Raw genomic sequence first — 13,917 nt, 5'->3', positions numbered from 1 at the left:
CTTTAGAACATTCGTTGTTTCTATATAGTTACACAAGACTTTTCTTTACATTTTCAAAAAAAATGCTAAACTGAACCTAGAAATTCTTGCGAAAAGAGGTGCTCTTGATGAAATATCTAGTTACATTTTTTTGGGCTTTCGCTATTGGACAAGCCGTTTGTTATCTAGGCGGTGCCTTGCAAAGTGGATCTTATAACTTCGAATTATCTACGATTATATCACTGATCGTTGGTGTTATCGCACTTATTGCCGCACGTTTTGTTTCACCTAAAAAAGCAAATGCATAGATAAAGCAAAACCAGTTACTATATTGTAACTGGTTTTTTGTTTTTTTCATAGCTTGAAACGACCGCTAAAAAGACTATCCATGCAGGACAGTCTTTTGAACGTTGTTATATCTTCGTCTTCGTCACTAAGAGCTTGCGAAAATTGAACACGCTCAAAATGATATTCCCAAAAACACAGGCACTCGTTACAAGAAAAACTGCCGGATAGCCAAAGCCATGAGCAACAGTCGAACCCAGCATCGGACCAATGACCTGTCCAAAATTGTTGAACATTTGATTGTAGCTGAAAATTCGACTAACACCCTCGGGAGGACTGATCTTACTAATTAACGTATTGATCGACGGCATCAAAGCTCCTGTAGAAAAGCCTAGGAAGAAGCGCAAAACACCAAGCTGAAAGGGCGTTTTTACGAAAGCCATCGGAATGAAACAAAATAACGATAGGACTAATCCTGCCAATAACACCTTATGATTGCCAATACGATCCCCAATTTTGCCCAGTGTAGGAGAGGAAGCAATCGCTGAAACGCCCGCAATCGAAACAATTAAACCGCTGACCACTAATGCATTGCTGCTCGATCCGCTTAGGTCACGGATATACAAGGTTAAAATCGGACTGATGCTGGTTGCTCCGACTTGCAGAATCAGTGTACTGATAAACAAACCTATCAAAATTGGCATATAGTGAATTCTTTTTCGTAATTCCGCCATACTGATCACATCTTCTTTTTCGACTGGCTGGAAGTCTTCTTTTACCATAAATACTGTCAAAATAGTACAAATCAGCAAAATAATTCCTGTGATAATAAACACGTTTCGTAAACCAAACCATTGGGCCAGCATTCCACCGATCAACGGCCCGATCAAGTTTCCCGCCACAGCTCCAGTTGCTAGTGTCCCTAATGCCCAACCACTCTTTTGCTTCGGCACTTGCGAAGCAATCAGTGCTGTTGCGTTTGGAATATACCCTGATAACACGCCCGTCATGAAGCGCATGATTAGCAACCAATAAACATTCGTCACAAAAGCTAATGAGCCCATAGTTATCGTCATTCCCGCTGCAGCCCGAATCATCATGAGTCGGCGCCCTTTACGATCCGCCAAGCTTCCCCACAAGGGAGAGACGATGGCTGCCGAGAATGCTGTAACAGAGATTGCTAATCCGGAAAACAACTCAACTTGAGATTTCGCTGTTCCCAACTGTTCGATGTACACCGGCAAAAAGGGCATCACCAAACTAAAACTTGCACCTGTAAAAAAACAACCAATCCACGATATCAAAAGATTTCTTCGCCAATTGATTTTCATTCTATTGAATCCCCTTTCTCGCCATTTTCATGTATCTACTATAGCAGAGTCTGACCAAAAAAACTTTTCTCCTCTCTCAAAGAAGTTGAATTTTTTCTAATACTTCCATCTTTTTAAAGCGCTACGGTTGCGTTTTCTAATGGATGTGCTAGACTAAAACAAATTGAAAGTAGGAGTTTTTATGAAAAAATTAATCGCTATTGATTTAGATGGGACTACACTGAATCAAGACTCAAAAATTACTGATAAAACCGCGAGAACTTTACGCCGTGCGATTCAAGATGGTCACTCTGTCGTCATCGCGACCGGACGCCCTTACCGCATGAGTAAAAACTTTTATCAAGAATTGCAATTAACAACGCCGATGATTAATTTTAACGGCGCCCTTGTCCATTTGCCTGATAAACAGTGGGACGGTGAACAAGAAACATCCTTTAACCGCAAAATCGTGTTTGATTTGATGGCAGAAAAGAAAAATTTGAAACTAGATTTCATTGCTGCGGAAAATCGTGAAACCTTTTTTATTGACGATTTAAATTTCTTTGATCAGCACTTCTTTGCCAGTGACTTCGCTACGAATGAAAATCTCTTAACTGTAAATACATTACGGACGAATCCAACCTCTGTTCTTTTGCGCAGCCAGCCTGAAAATGTTGGCAGTGTTTCTGAAGAATTGAAACAACAATATGGCCATGAAGTTGAAGTGAATACATGGGGCGGACCGAACCCAATCCTAGAAGTTGTTGCCAAGGGAATCCAAAAGGCTCATGGGTTACGACGTGTCATTGATCATCTGAATATGAAGCAGGAAGATATTCTCGCTTTCGGAGACGAACATAACGATGTAGAAATGCTGAAGTTCGCTGGTTGGGGCGTTGCCATGGCTAATGGGACGGATCAAGTAAAATCCGTTGCGAATGATGTTACCGATAAGCCAAATACCGAGGATGGCATGGCTGATTATTTAACGAAATATCTAGACTTATAAAAAGCTGAGGGATAGAATCGACGTTGATTCTCTTTCCCCCAGCCTTTTTATGCTTCAAATAATTCCAGCGCCTTCTCCGCAAAACGCTGTCCAAAAATTTCAAACTGCGCTTTTGATTCTTCATAATGATCTCCCACTGCATCTAAAGCAACGGGGCCATGATGAATAAAGGGCTTGCCAAAAGCTGAACCGCCTGAATACACCAGCATTCCTTTTACTAGTAAAATTCCTAACATGGAGAGAATCGTGCTGTCGCTCCCTCCCTGTGCATAATGAGCGGTCGCAAATGCACCACCCAATTTTCCGGCTAATGAAAGATTGCTACTGTCCTCTAAAAGCCATTGCGAGAGGCGCCAATGACTCGTCGCCAGATACGTCGGGGAGCCAAAAACGACTCCTGAGCTTTCTTTTAAATACTCCCTATCCATGGATTCATCCACCGAAAAGGCTTTCACATCACTGCCTGTTTTTCGCATTCCTCCAGCAATAATTTCTGCCATCTCTTTTGTTTGCCCTGTCTTACTATAATAGATGACTGCTAATTTCACTCAAACCGCTCCCTTCTTTTCTTTGATGGTACCTCTTTACAAGGGATGTTTTCAACAAAAAAAGAAGCGCAACTGCACTTCTATTTCACTACTGTATATTCATCAATGGTTTTGCCATCCTTATCCTTCAAAACGAGCCAGCCATTTGTTCCAGCATAGTATAAAAAGATGCCCACCTCATTGACACTTTTCAATACAATATCTTCCGTCGTGATAAAATTCGCTATCTGATGAGCGTGATCCGCTCGTAATTTTTCTGTTAAACGCGCACTAAATCCAATTGACCCGTCCTTATTCAAAGGCATCTTTTGTGTGAGCTTAGCACCTGCTTTTAGTACCATCTCATTTCTCTTTTGCCACACAACTTCTCCCTTAGCATCGTTATAATCAATATAAAAAGGAATCTCACTGACTTTTTTGTTCCAACGATGCTGCGCCTTCGCTGGTTTAGCCTTAACCTTTTCATTCTCAAAACCAAAAGTTGTTAGAATCTCGAACAATTCCTTTTGGTACTTCGCCACGACTGAAAAATGATTTGACGCTATTTTTTGCTCTTCAAATAAGCCGTTGGTTTTCAGCGAATTTTCATTCCAAACAGCCAACATTTGTTGAGCTAATTCTCGTCCTTCAATATCCCAAGGAACACTGATGGTCACCAGCTGATTGGCTTCTTTCAAGACTTTTTTGTCGATTTTTTGATTATAATCAATTGTCTGAACCTCACGCCCTTTATAATAGAGCAGCAGTTCCTCACTATCTAGGGCTGGGACCTGTTTTAGATCTCGATAAATTACCATCGTCCCTTGTCCATCGAATTGGATTTTCGTAGTACTCGCCTCTATTTCAACTGTCAATTGAATCATCACTTTTCTCCTCAAATCTTTTTTCTATAGCTTATAAAAAAAGCATTTGGGAGTCGAACAATTTGGCTCGAAAAGTTTCAATTACTATGAAAACAAGCATTACTTCATGTATGCACATCAAATAGACCTATCTCAGGTTCTCTTGCAGTCACCACAGAAACTTTTGATGCAAAAATTTATTCCCGCTTTCGAATCCGCTCTAGTAGCCGTTTACGTAATCGTCCCTTTTTCTGAGGCGGCTCCTCTACAGACTGCTCTTTCTTTTGTCTTTCTGTAAATACATATCTCGCTGGTTTTACTTTAGTATCAATTTGAGCACTTTCTAATGAATACCCCTCTGGCAGACAAGCCAGAACTACAGCCATTCTTTGACTTTCAGTCAATTTTATTGGATCAAACCCTTCTGATAACTGCACTGTTTGAATCAGTTTTCCTGATTCAGGCCGCTCTTCTTCAATCGTTAAGCTCTCTAGTAGCTTGGTATTTTCCGTTTCCTTTTCTGTCATAACAGGTTCTGAAACAGGTTGTTGTTCTTTTTCTTGGTTCCGTTTATCAAAAATTACCGTTTCTATTTTATCGATATATTTTGCATGCTTTAACGTATGAAATTGATGGACCCCCTCTTTTTCAAACAAGCTTAACTTGGATAATTTATTTAAAGAAGATTTGATTTCTTCTGCAGTTTTACTTTTATCAACATTTCTCAAACGTAAATGGCATTTCCTTCCATTGCTTTTCTCAAACTCAGCATCTAAGGTCGTTGAGACAATCATTCTTTTCTCTCCTTTCTTTTTTTGTTAGCTATTTGCTATCGTCATGAACCTACTAGTCCTGCTAGTGGCGTTTTAATAAATTGGCTATATAAAGTTTTTAATTTTTCCAAGATATATGATTTTGTCGGGAATAACTTGATCAACAACAGACGCCATTCCTTCTTATCAAAATATTCCATGAAATAAATGTAATACCTGCGCAAAATCGCATTCGATCGTGTACGAAGAAAAATATACTTAGCTACATCCGCCAACATAAACGAAAAATCGTCTTCACATAATTCATCTCTTATTTGAAGCGCTACCAACATTTCGATCGCGCTATTACTATCTTTTGTTTCTTTAAAAAACAGCTTAATTCTTTTCTCTAATGTGACACGTTTTAGAGAAAACAGCTGTTCACGCCCTAACCCATGATCTTTCATGAACGTTCTCCTTTTCAATTGCACTGTGTTTTTAACTATAGTGAAAAAATACATCTCTCATCATTAACAACCCTTATCCTCGAAAAACCCACAAGTCAACCATAAAGGACTTGAATCAAAAATTCTACTTCAGCTTTTTTAAAATAATTAAATAATAGTAATTCTTTTTTAATTATCAAAGCTTGCTGGTAGATAAAATAATTTTTTCTTTGTTAAAAAAATGTCAAAAGGCTTGAAATGTTTAGTTGGTTTTCTAGATTTATGACCATTTGTTTGATAAAGCGTCAACAAAAATCCTCTATTCAGTCGAACAGAGGATTTTATACTTAATCAATAATTTTTTTAACCTTAAAAGGCTCGGTCTGTTCAGAAGGTTCTTCCTGATCTGCTAAATCAAATAAGATAAGCGACTCCCCTTCTTTGCCTTCTACAATCACTAATTTCCCAAGCGGATCACGATTATCTTTGACGATCTGAGCTTCTTTGATTAACTCCTTCGGGTCACGTTTTGCTGCGATTGCATTGCTTAGGTTAAAGAATACCGTCTCTTCCATAGCCATCTACCCCTCTATAAGTTTTGCCTAAGTATACCAAAAATCGGAACAACGCACTCGATAAAAGAATAGTGTTCTAAACCAATTCTTTTTTCTGGGAAATGATTTTAAACAAAATACTCTTTTCTAATAAAAAAATGAAAAAAGTTGCGAACGTTTTCTCTTCCTGATTATGGTATTCTTCTAACAAATAATCCAATGATAAAGAAATTGATGGAATAAAATGGAGGTTATTCGGATGACGAAAATACATACAAAAAAATTTATCATAAAAAGATTACATACATTCGTGAAAAAACATGAGCGAACACCTAGAATGAAAGAATTCGGCTATAAGCAACTTATCTATAAATACTATGGGTCCTATTTTGAATTTATTAAAAAAAATGGTTATGAGCATTTATACGTAGGTCGCAGACCAGAAAAGGCTTCACTACGCAGGCTTGAAAATGCAAAGGAAAAAGAGCAATTGGCCAACGAACTCCACGCCTTCGTTAAGAAGCACGATCGCACCCCGAGAATAAAGGAACTTAAACGGGGCTATAGAATTTATAAATACTATACCTCCTATATAGAGTTTATTAAGGCGAACGGATACGGTAATTTATATTTTACTTCTCCATCTTTACAAGTAGGAAAACAACCTTTGATCACCTTGAACGATATAGAAGTAATAGAAACCGTGATTACTAGACTAAACGATTTTGTTAAGAAAAATGGTCGGACACCTACCATGAGTGAACTAGGAAAGGCACATTATATCTATAAGCTTTATTCTTCTTATTTTGAATTTTTAAAGGCTAATGGTTATGAGGAATTGTATTTCAACTCACAGGCCACTAAAAAAAGAAAGTTTCAATCAACGGAATATGAAAAGAAAGTATCCAAAAAAGCGCTAGTTCAACAGCTTCACTTATTCGTTGATAAGTACGACCGAGTCCCATCTATTCAAGAATTCGGCTATTTACATCAAATAAAAAAACATTTTGGTTCTTACAAAATCTTTATCCAAAGTCAAGGATTTACACTGGATACTCCTGAAAACAATCAACCTTTATCCAAGGAAGAGCTGTCTAGGAAACTGCACACCTTTATTGTAATCGTTGATAGCGTTCCTAAAAGTTCTGAGTTCGGTCATACGGAACGAATCCAAGAGTTGTACGGATCATTCGATGCATTCCTCAAGGCCAACGATTGTGAACCAATACCCGTAGAAATCTAAACTCGGATAGTCGAAAAAAACGATTCGAATTCTTACTCTATAAAACAAGAAAGCCAGAAACATTGACAGTCCTGCTGCAAATGTTTCTGGCTTTTAATTCGGTAGAATGTAAGGAAGGTACGGGACTTGAACCCGTGCACCACATTACTGCGGCTCGCCGGATTTCGAGTCCGGTGCATTACCACTCTGCCAACCTTCCGCACCATTTATCTTACCGTTTTTCGTTTAAATGTCAAGATTTTATAATGTATCTAATACAGATGTATCCTCTTCTTCTAAGATATTCGTGATCGTACGGTTCATTAAATGAACGATTTCATCCTGAGTCGGTTCGATGATACCTGAAGACATCAGCGTCGCGATTCCTGTCACACAGATCCAAGTTCCCACGTGCAACGCATTGATTCTTTTTTCAGATAAATTCTTATATTTAGGATGCTCTACAATCAGCTGGTGGAAATAATTGTAAGAAAAGTCATGCATTTTTTTCCCGCCGCCATACTCTTGAACGTACAATGCGTTGTACAGATTGCTTTGTTCTTTTGCAAAGTAAACATAGCTCAAGCCTAAATCAATGATCGTATCACCTGTGCGAACTTCTGGGAAAATATCGTAGTATAGGTGATTGCAAATTTCATCGAGCAATGTGTTTTTAAGATCGCTCATGTTTTTAAATTCTAAATAGATTGGTTGTGTACTGATCCCCATTTTTTTGGCAATGTTTCGCGCGGTAAATCCAGAAAAACCTTCATTTTCGACAACTTCATAGGCAGCCTTTAGAATCTGGTCTTTTGTATAAACTTTTCTTCTCATTGTAATTCCTCCCAGAATGTTATTATTTTTACTGTCATTTTATTTTAATCAAAAACTGATTAGTTTTGCAACCCTTAAGCAAGATGTTATCTAAATTTACTGAATTTTTTTTTGAAATTGCGTGGTTATTCTACAATTTTTCCTTATAAAGGGAGTGTAACCGTTTTATTAGTTTAGGAAATATTCCTTTAAATTATTAAAATTTAAAAGAGTCGTTATACATTTGAAGACATTTTTGTTTCTTTAAAGTAAAAACAGTATCGCTAAAAAAAAATTCCACTGTTACTTTATTATACTTTCTCTAGCGTTCGGTGACAATCCTTATTCTTTTTCTTGTTTAATTAATTTATTTTCTCTACTATAGTAGAGAAATAGAAAAAGGTGGTTAGCTTAATGGAACAACAAAATTATGCGCAACTCGTTTTAAATACTTGCTTAAAGGCCGGAAAGATCATGATGGAATCCGGTTCTGAAGTCTATCGCGTGGAGGACACGATGAAGCGCATTGCTATTAATGCTGGTTTAGACGATATTCAAACCTATGTGACTGCGACCGGATTGATTGTTGGCTTTCCTTCTGAACAAAACAGCCAAGTCATCCAGATTACCCCACAGTCGATTAATCTAGAAAAGGTGACTGCCGTCAATCAAGGCTCAAGACAATTCGCAGATGGCGAACTCTCTTTACCTGATTTTTATTTGTATTTAGAAGAAGTGGATGATGCCACACCAGACTTTCCTTACTTATGGAAGATTATCTCCGCTGGAATTGTCAGCAGTACGCTGATGATTATTCTCAACGGGACTTGGTTCGACTTTATTCCAACATTTATGATCGGCATGGTCGGCTTTGCTGTCCATACCTTTTTCGGAAACAAGCTACGTATGAAATTCTTGAACGACTTCGTTGCTGCATTAGTTATTGGTTGCTTGTCTTTACTTGCCGTTTCTTTTTCCGTCGCTCGTGATGTTAATAGCTTGATTATAGGATCAATTATGCCACTAGTCCCCGGTTTGGCTATTACTAATGCCTTTCGTGACATTATGGCAGGACATTTAATTAGTGGTGTTGCCCGTGGGACAGAAGCTTTATTTATCGCGGGGGCAATTGGCGGCGGGATTATCGTTGCCTTTAATTTCTTTTAGAAAAATATTTTTTGGGAGGTCTCTTATGACTTTTGTTATCAATTTTCTATTCAGTATGTTTAGTACAATTGCCTTTAGTGTCATTACTAACATTCCGCGCAGAGCTTTTTTAGCTTGCGGCTTCACAGGTGCCGCAGGTTGGATGACCTTTTGGATTCTACAAACATACTGTCATCAAAATATTGGCATCTCTAACTTCCTGGGTGCGATGATGATCGGACTAATTAGTATTTTCTTCTCACGAGTCATGCATATGCCCGTCATTGTCTTTAATGTCCCCAGTCTTGTTCCATTAGTTCCTGGCGGACCTGCTTACATGGCTGTCCGATATATGATGAACCAAGAATTTACTGAGTCAATGGAAAAAGTGGTCACTGTTTTGGTTACAGCTGGAGCAATTGCGATTGGATTCATGTTCACAAATTTAATTGAACGAGCACTAAAAAGAACTCGTTCAAATTTTCAACTAAAATAGATCAAGGTGAAAGCAGAATTTTTTCTGCTTTTTAAATTACTATCAGCTCGATATTGTAAACGCTCTCTTTGATTTCCTAAAAATATTTTAAGTTTCGCCGGATATTTATAAATTACAACCTCAGACCTATGCATTTTGTGAATTTATCCTATATACTTCACTTAAGAAAGACAAAGGAGATGAATCAGATGAGTGTTGTTCAATCCAGAAGGCTATTAAATTTAATTTCGTTAATGGGTATTGCCATAACGGTTAGTTTGACTATTTACTTCTATCGCTTAGGAGTATTTAATGATATGAATTCACTAAGACAGCTCGTCGGGCATTCACCGATCGCCGGACCGCTCATTTTCGTTCTGATTCAGATCATTCAAGTCGTGATTCCAATTATTCCCGGGGGAATCAGCCTCGCAGCTGGGGTTTTGATTTTCGGTCCATATTGGGGCTTTGTTTATAACTATGTAGGGATAGTGATTGGTTCCCTCATTCTATTCTTGATGGGAAGACACTATGGGAAGCCCTTGATTATGCATCTTGTTAGTGATAAGGTATATCAGAAGTACAGTCATTGGCTCGATGATCAGCCTCGCTTTGAAAAATTGTTCGCCTTAGCAATTTTCTTACCTGTCGCACCAGATGATGCCTTATGTTTAATGGCTAGTCTGACGAACATGTCCTTCAAGAAATATAGCGCGATCATCTTTTTAGCTAAACCAGCTTCGATTTTCTTATATAGCTTGGCTTTACTGCAAGGTGGCAACTTATTATCTAGCTTACTCGTCCACTAATTTAGTGGACTTTTTTTTGTTCATCTTTCGATTGAAATTTCAAAGTTTTGGCGTAAAAAATTCATACTTTATTTACAGGAGAAACAGATAATAATGAATGACCAGCTACACATTCATCACTGTTAATTAGAAGATTGCTTGCTTTTTAAAAAGCGAATCTCTTTTAGAACCATAGGAGGAACTATGAATTCCATAAAAAAGTATTTTACTTATTTTTTCGGTACCTTTTCTTTATATAATTTTCTGCTTCTCAGCTTTGGTCTTCCCTTCTTAACAGAAGGTCTCTTTTTATTTTTTAGACAGAGTTTTTTAAATAACCTTTACTCACCCTTTTATCTACTTCTTTTTGTGGCATTGATTTTTTTATACGGTAGTCTCTATAGTCAAATCCAATCGAACGAAACTGATTTTCAAAATTTTTCTTTAAAGTCAGCATTCACTAGTTTTGGGTTTTGGTTGATTCTATCCCCTATTTTTTTCTTTCGCTTTTATCAGATGCTGCTGGTTTGGCAGCCTCTTCCGGCTAAGGTTTTATCTTTTCTATTTCTTTATCGTTGGAAAATTTTACCAGTTATAGGCATTTTTTACTTGATTCTACTATACCTTCTGTACCGATCTATTTTAGCGCCTAAATACCTTAAAGAAAATCATTCGCTAAAAAAAAGTGTTTGGCTGAGCTGGCAAAAAACACGTTATAGTTTCCCTAAGCAATTCCTACTTTTTTTTGTGATACCGATCTTCTTTTTAGTTACTAGCTTTCTGATTAAAATCGGTTTTATTTGGGCGACAAAACTTATAGCCAGACAAATTAGTGCTATGTTTCTGCTGCTCCTCTATCGTGTTCTGCAAAATGTTTTATGGACCTTCTTCTTTCTTTATTTGGCTTCATCAGATAAGGGCCCTCTTGCCAGCGAATCAAGAACGAAAGGCGCCGTCATTTGGCTTAGCTTGACCATCTTTTCTTGCTTAGGTCTTTATTCTCTTCATTATGCGCACGCTTTTCATGTTCAACAGCAAACTCCTGCGTTAACCATCTCCCACAGAGGTGTTTCTAATCATAATGGTGTTCAAAATTCGATTGAGGTTCTGAAAAGGACAAGTTACGAACGACGCCCTGATTTTGTTGAAATGGATGTTCAAGAAACGGCCGATCATCACTTAGTGGTAATGCACGATGAAGACCTGAAAACATTAGCCAATAAAAATAAACGAGTCGATGAATCGACTTGGCAAGAATTAAAAGATATCACGCTAAAGGAAAATGGCTATACGAGCACCATTCCATCATTTACTGACTACCTGGCAACGGCAAATCAATTAAATCAAAAGCTGCTCATTGAACTAAAGGTCACCGCTAAGACGAAAGAATCAATCGTGCACCAACTGATTCCTCTGAAAAAGAACCTAGCAAGACATGAATTACAAAGTATGGATCTTGATACGGCTAACCAAATGAAAAAAGAATTTCCCAAATTGAAAGTCGGCTATATTTTGCCATTTGATCTATTAGGCAGTCCCAAAAACACATTAGATTTCGTGAACATTGAATCCAGAACTGCCAATAGCGATTTGATTCAGGCGCTCCGCCATCAGAAACAGGGTGTTTATGTCTGGCCAGTTAATACAAAACAGCAAGCCTCTATGTTCCGCTTCCAACAGGTGACCGGTCTTTTATCTGATGACCTGACTGTCTTTTCTGGCTCTTCCGACGATATAAAAGCACAAACCGCTAGCATTTTATGGTTCGATTAAAACGAAAAGCAGCAACCGATTGGTTGCTGCTTTCATTTTAACTAACGTTCCAACAAACGTTCATAGGTGAAACCGGACATGGCGTATCTCAATAAGAGAAGCGCAATTCCTAACAATACTAGACCGATGGAGACGACGACCCATCCCCCAAAAACTAAGATACCAGTGAATTGGCCAACAAGAAGCAACGCCAAAGGTAAAATCAAAAAGGCTGCTTTTTGTTGTGATTCCTCGATCGTCATAGACTTAGCTGATCCTTTTACAATTAAAACGATAGAAATAATTGTGATCGCTGGAACAATTAGAAGCATCACCCACAGCCAATTAAGACTAAACGGAAGCAAGATCCCTTTAAAAATATAGACCACTACTTCAACCACAATCACGGTTAGGAGAAAGGAAGCATACGTAATCAAAATTCCTACAAAAAATGACGCATATACTTTTGCTTGGAAAATTTCTCGAATGGACAAAGGTGAATAAAACAATGTTTCCAACGTTCGTTTTTCCTTCTCTCCAACAAATGAACTGGCCGCCATGACACTTGCTGTCATAATCGGAATGATTAAAAAGAAAATCGGAATCACATTATTGACCATTAAAGAGAGCAGCTCATAAACCAACTGTTCTTGATTCAGTTTTTGGAAATCTGGTAAAATCCGTGCCATTTCAGTAAAGGAAGAGGAATCTGTCGGACTTAATAAGACGGTCAACAGCATCATGGTCGGAAATGCTACAGAAAAAATCAATGGAAGAATCGTCAAAACAGAGAAATAGCGTTTATTTTCTGTAATCCCTCGTATGTCTTTACTCATAACAGCCTTTTGACGACTACTGAACATTTTTTTCTCCCCCTTCTAATAAGGCGAAATAAATATCTTCCAGTGAATAATCCATTGGCCTAACCTGTGAGATATTTCCGCCTGCTTGAACGATTTTTTTAACTAATTGAGAAACCTCTGCTTTTTCTTTGAAGGAAAGTTCATAGGTATCCTCTTCAATTTTTTTACTCTGAATAGTTTCTGGCATCAAGTCCGTTTCAATGATTACCTTATAGTGATTAAAGATTTGTTCTCTCAATTGTTCCAAGCTTCCTAAAGCTAGCAAATGACCCTTGTCCATCAGCCCATACTCATTACAAATTTCTTGAGCATATCTCAATTGATGCGTGCACAAAAATATCGTTGTTCCTTCTTCTTTTGATAATTCTAGCAAAAGCGCATTCACACTTTTTGTACTCTCAGGATCAAGACCGCTAGTCGGCTCATCCAAAAACAACACCTTTGGTCGATGAATCAGCGTTCTCGCTAACGATAGTCGTTGCCGCATACCCGTGGAATAGCTCTTAAGCTTCACCTCTGAAGCATCCAGAAGATCTAGTTTTTTCAATAGCTCCCTTCCCCGTGTTTCGCTTTCCTCTTTTGTCAATCCAAACAGCTGACCGAAGAAACAAAGATTGTCTATCCCCGTTAAATGATCATACATTCCTGCATGCTCTGTTAATACCCCCGACTCTTGATGAAGTTTTTCAGCTTCATGGACAGGATCAAAACCAAGTACTCGGATTTCTCCTCCCGAAGGAGTTAAAATTCCGTTTAGAAGCTTAACTGTCGTTGTTTTCCCAGCCCCATTAGGCCCTAAGAAACCAAAAATTGTCCCTCGAGGAACAACTAGGCTAATCGTCTCTAACGCTCTCTTACCTCCTTTGAATGTCTTTTCTAATTGTTTAATTTCAATAGCATTCATTTACAATCCCTCGTTCCTATTCATTGGATAGAATGACTCTCTCTATATACTCTTATTGTATTAGTTCTAATCTAAGTGTTCAATGGACTATTTGTTAACTTTACGACTGTAAAATCACTCCTTACGATACTTAATAGTCATAGTTTCACTTAGAAGCAGACAAAAAGATTCGGGCCTCTTTCAAAGCCCGAATCTCTTTCGGCTCTATAATATCTAGTGTTGGTGACCC

The 13,917-nt window shown here is 38.0% G+C and carries 16 protein-coding genes and 1 tRNA gene; 7 read left to right on the top strand and 10 right to left on the bottom strand.

The window, feature by feature from the left end; translation table 11 throughout:
• Positions 1 to 107 precede the first annotated feature (107 nt).
• On the top strand, positions 108 to 287 hold the full coding sequence (locus RV13_RS17925) for a YjzD family protein (protein WP_010746301.1): 180 nt from the start codon (positions 108 to 110) through the stop codon (positions 285 to 287).
• A 105-nt stretch (positions 288 to 392) separates the two neighbouring features.
• Here RV13_RS17925 and RV13_RS17920 read toward each other — a convergent pair whose 3' ends face one another.
• Complete coding sequence (locus RV13_RS17920) at positions 393 to 1,595, bottom strand: multidrug efflux MFS transporter (protein ID WP_010746300.1); 1,203 nt, start codon at positions 1,593 to 1,595, stop codon at positions 393 to 395.
• Between the two features lie 181 nt (positions 1,596 to 1,776).
• Here RV13_RS17920 and RV13_RS17915 point away from each other — a divergent pair, with 181 nt between their 5' ends.
• On the top strand, positions 1,777 to 2,583 hold the full coding sequence (locus RV13_RS17915) for a Cof-type HAD-IIB family hydrolase (RefSeq protein WP_010746299.1): 807 nt from the start codon (positions 1,777 to 1,779) through the stop codon (positions 2,581 to 2,583).
• A gap of 47 nt (positions 2,584 to 2,630) precedes the next feature.
• Here RV13_RS17915 and RV13_RS17910 read toward each other — a convergent pair whose 3' ends face one another.
• The 5 genes from RV13_RS17910 to RV13_RS17890 all read right to left on the bottom strand — a co-directional run bounded on the left by RV13_RS17910 (position 2,631) and on the right by RV13_RS17890 (position 5,746).
• On the bottom strand, positions 2,631 to 3,131 hold the full coding sequence (locus RV13_RS17910; RefSeq protein ID WP_010746298.1) for a flavodoxin family protein: 501 nt from the start codon (positions 3,129 to 3,131) through the stop codon (positions 2,631 to 2,633).
• An 80-nt stretch (positions 3,132 to 3,211) separates the two neighbouring features.
• Complete coding sequence (locus tag RV13_RS17905; protein WP_010746297.1) at positions 3,212 to 3,994, bottom strand: hypothetical protein; 783 nt, start codon at positions 3,992 to 3,994, stop codon at positions 3,212 to 3,214.
• 176 nt (positions 3,995 to 4,170) lie between these two features.
• A complete protein-coding gene (locus RV13_RS17900) occupies positions 4,171 to 4,767 on the bottom strand; it encodes a DUF2922 family protein (RefSeq protein ID WP_010746296.1) in 597 nt (198 codons plus the stop codon).
• Between the two features lie 41 nt (positions 4,768 to 4,808).
• A complete protein-coding gene (locus RV13_RS17895) occupies positions 4,809 to 5,192 on the bottom strand; it encodes a hypothetical protein (RefSeq protein WP_010746295.1) in 384 nt (127 codons plus the stop codon).
• Between the two features lie 326 nt (positions 5,193 to 5,518).
• Positions 5,519 to 5,746 (bottom strand): hypothetical protein, encoded by a 228-nt coding sequence (locus RV13_RS17890; RefSeq protein ID WP_060789553.1) that lies wholly within the window; start codon positions 5,744 to 5,746, stop codon positions 5,519 to 5,521.
• A 238-nt stretch (positions 5,747 to 5,984) separates the two neighbouring features.
• Between RV13_RS17890 and RV13_RS17885 the strand changes: the two genes are divergently transcribed.
• The gene (locus RV13_RS17885; protein WP_010746293.1) at positions 5,985 to 6,968 is read left to right on the top strand and encodes a hypothetical protein; all 984 of its coding nucleotides are present in this window, start codon (positions 5,985 to 5,987) and stop codon (positions 6,966 to 6,968) included.
• A gap of 111 nt (positions 6,969 to 7,079) precedes the next feature.
• Here RV13_RS17885 and RV13_RS17880 read toward each other — a convergent pair.
• Positions 7,080 to 7,167 (bottom strand) — tRNA-Ser (locus tag RV13_RS17880).
• A 41-nt stretch (positions 7,168 to 7,208) separates the two neighbouring features.
• Positions 7,209 to 7,781, bottom strand: coding sequence for a TetR/AcrR family transcriptional regulator (locus RV13_RS17875; RefSeq protein ID WP_010746292.1), 573 nt, complete (start codon positions 7,779 to 7,781; stop codon positions 7,209 to 7,211).
• A gap of 393 nt (positions 7,782 to 8,174) precedes the next feature.
• Between RV13_RS17875 and RV13_RS17870 the strand changes: the two genes are divergently transcribed.
• The 4 genes from RV13_RS17870 to RV13_RS17855 all read left to right on the top strand — a co-directional run bounded on the left by RV13_RS17870 (position 8,175) and on the right by RV13_RS17855 (position 11,942).
• Complete coding sequence (locus RV13_RS17870; RefSeq protein ID WP_010746291.1) at positions 8,175 to 8,927, top strand: threonine/serine exporter family protein; 753 nt, start codon at positions 8,175 to 8,177, stop codon at positions 8,925 to 8,927.
• A 25-nt stretch (positions 8,928 to 8,952) separates the two neighbouring features.
• Positions 8,953 to 9,402 carry a threonine/serine exporter family protein gene (locus RV13_RS17865; RefSeq protein ID WP_010746290.1) on the top strand — a complete coding sequence of 150 codons (450 nt, stop codon included), beginning with the start codon at positions 8,953 to 8,955 and terminating at the stop codon, positions 9,400 to 9,402.
• Positions 9,403 to 9,590: 188 nt separating this feature from the next.
• Positions 9,591 to 10,190 (top strand): TVP38/TMEM64 family protein, encoded by a 600-nt coding sequence (locus RV13_RS17860; protein ID WP_010746288.1) that lies wholly within the window; start codon positions 9,591 to 9,593, stop codon positions 10,188 to 10,190.
• A gap of 588 nt (positions 10,191 to 10,778) precedes the next feature.
• On the top strand, positions 10,779 to 11,942 hold the full coding sequence (locus RV13_RS17855; protein WP_231371773.1) for a glycerophosphodiester phosphodiesterase family protein: 1,164 nt from the start codon (positions 10,779 to 10,781) through the stop codon (positions 11,940 to 11,942).
• Positions 11,943 to 11,983: 41 nt separating this feature from the next.
• Here the strand turns inward: RV13_RS17855 and RV13_RS17850 are convergent, their stop codons facing one another.
• Complete coding sequence (locus RV13_RS17850; RefSeq protein ID WP_010746286.1) at positions 11,984 to 12,784, bottom strand: ABC transporter permease subunit; 801 nt, start codon at positions 12,782 to 12,784, stop codon at positions 11,984 to 11,986.
• Positions 12,774 to 13,688 (bottom strand): ABC transporter ATP-binding protein, encoded by a 915-nt coding sequence (locus RV13_RS17845; RefSeq protein ID WP_010746285.1) that lies wholly within the window; start codon positions 13,686 to 13,688, stop codon positions 12,774 to 12,776. Before RV13_RS17845 ends, RV13_RS17850 begins: the two co-directional genes overlap by 11 nt.
• Positions 13,689 to 13,917: the final 229 nt, after the last annotated feature.

Origin of the sequence: Enterococcus raffinosus, assembly GCF_001886185.1 — a bacterium.
Classification (GTDB): Bacteria; Bacillota; Bacilli; order Lactobacillales; family Enterococcaceae; genus Enterococcus_A; species Enterococcus_A raffinosus.
The sequence above is the reverse complement of the archived record's forward strand: the minus strand, read 5'-3'. Positions and strand labels throughout refer to the sequence as shown.

Bases quoted from the DNA above. Each gene is read 5' to 3' on its own strand.
- RV13_RS17870 (WP_010746291.1), top strand. From the start codon at position 8,175: ATGGAACAACAAAATTATGCGCAACTCGTTTTAAATACTTGCTTAAAG.
- RV13_RS17885 (WP_010746293.1), top strand. From the start codon at position 5,985: ATGACGAAAATACATACAAAAAAATTTATCATAAAAAGATTACATACA.
- RV13_RS17865 (WP_010746290.1), top strand. From the start codon at position 8,953: ATGACTTTTGTTATCAATTTTCTATTCAGTATGTTTAGTACAATTGCC.
- RV13_RS17925 (WP_010746301.1), top strand. From the start codon at position 108: ATGAAATATCTAGTTACATTTTTTTGGGCTTTCGCTATTGGACAAGCC.
- RV13_RS17920 (WP_010746300.1), bottom strand. From the start codon at position 1,595: ATGAAAATCAATTGGCGAAGAAATCTTTTGATATCGTGGATTGGTTGT.
- RV13_RS17860 (WP_010746288.1), top strand. From the start codon at position 9,591: ATGAGTGTTGTTCAATCCAGAAGGCTATTAAATTTAATTTCGTTAATG.
- RV13_RS17915 (WP_010746299.1), top strand. From the start codon at position 1,777: ATGAAAAAATTAATCGCTATTGATTTAGATGGGACTACACTGAATCAA.
- RV13_RS17890 (WP_060789553.1), bottom strand. From the start codon at position 5,746: ATGGAAGAGACGGTATTCTTTAACCTAAGCAATGCAATCGCAGCAAAA.
- RV13_RS17895 (WP_010746295.1), bottom strand. From the start codon at position 5,192: ATGAAAGATCATGGGTTAGGGCGTGAACAGCTGTTTTCTCTAAAACGT.
- RV13_RS17845 (WP_010746285.1), bottom strand. From the start codon at position 13,688: ATGAATGCTATTGAAATTAAACAATTAGAAAAGACATTCAAAGGAGGT.
- RV13_RS17850 (WP_010746286.1), bottom strand. From the start codon at position 12,784: ATGTTCAGTAGTCGTCAAAAGGCTGTTATGAGTAAAGACATACGAGGG.
- RV13_RS17875 (WP_010746292.1), bottom strand. From the start codon at position 7,781: ATGAGAAGAAAAGTTTATACAAAAGACCAGATTCTAAAGGCTGCCTAT.
- RV13_RS17900 (WP_010746296.1), bottom strand. From the start codon at position 4,767: ATGATTGTCTCAACGACCTTAGATGCTGAGTTTGAGAAAAGCAATGGA.
- RV13_RS17905 (WP_010746297.1), bottom strand. From the start codon at position 3,994: ATGATTCAATTGACAGTTGAAATAGAGGCGAGTACTACGAAAATCCAA.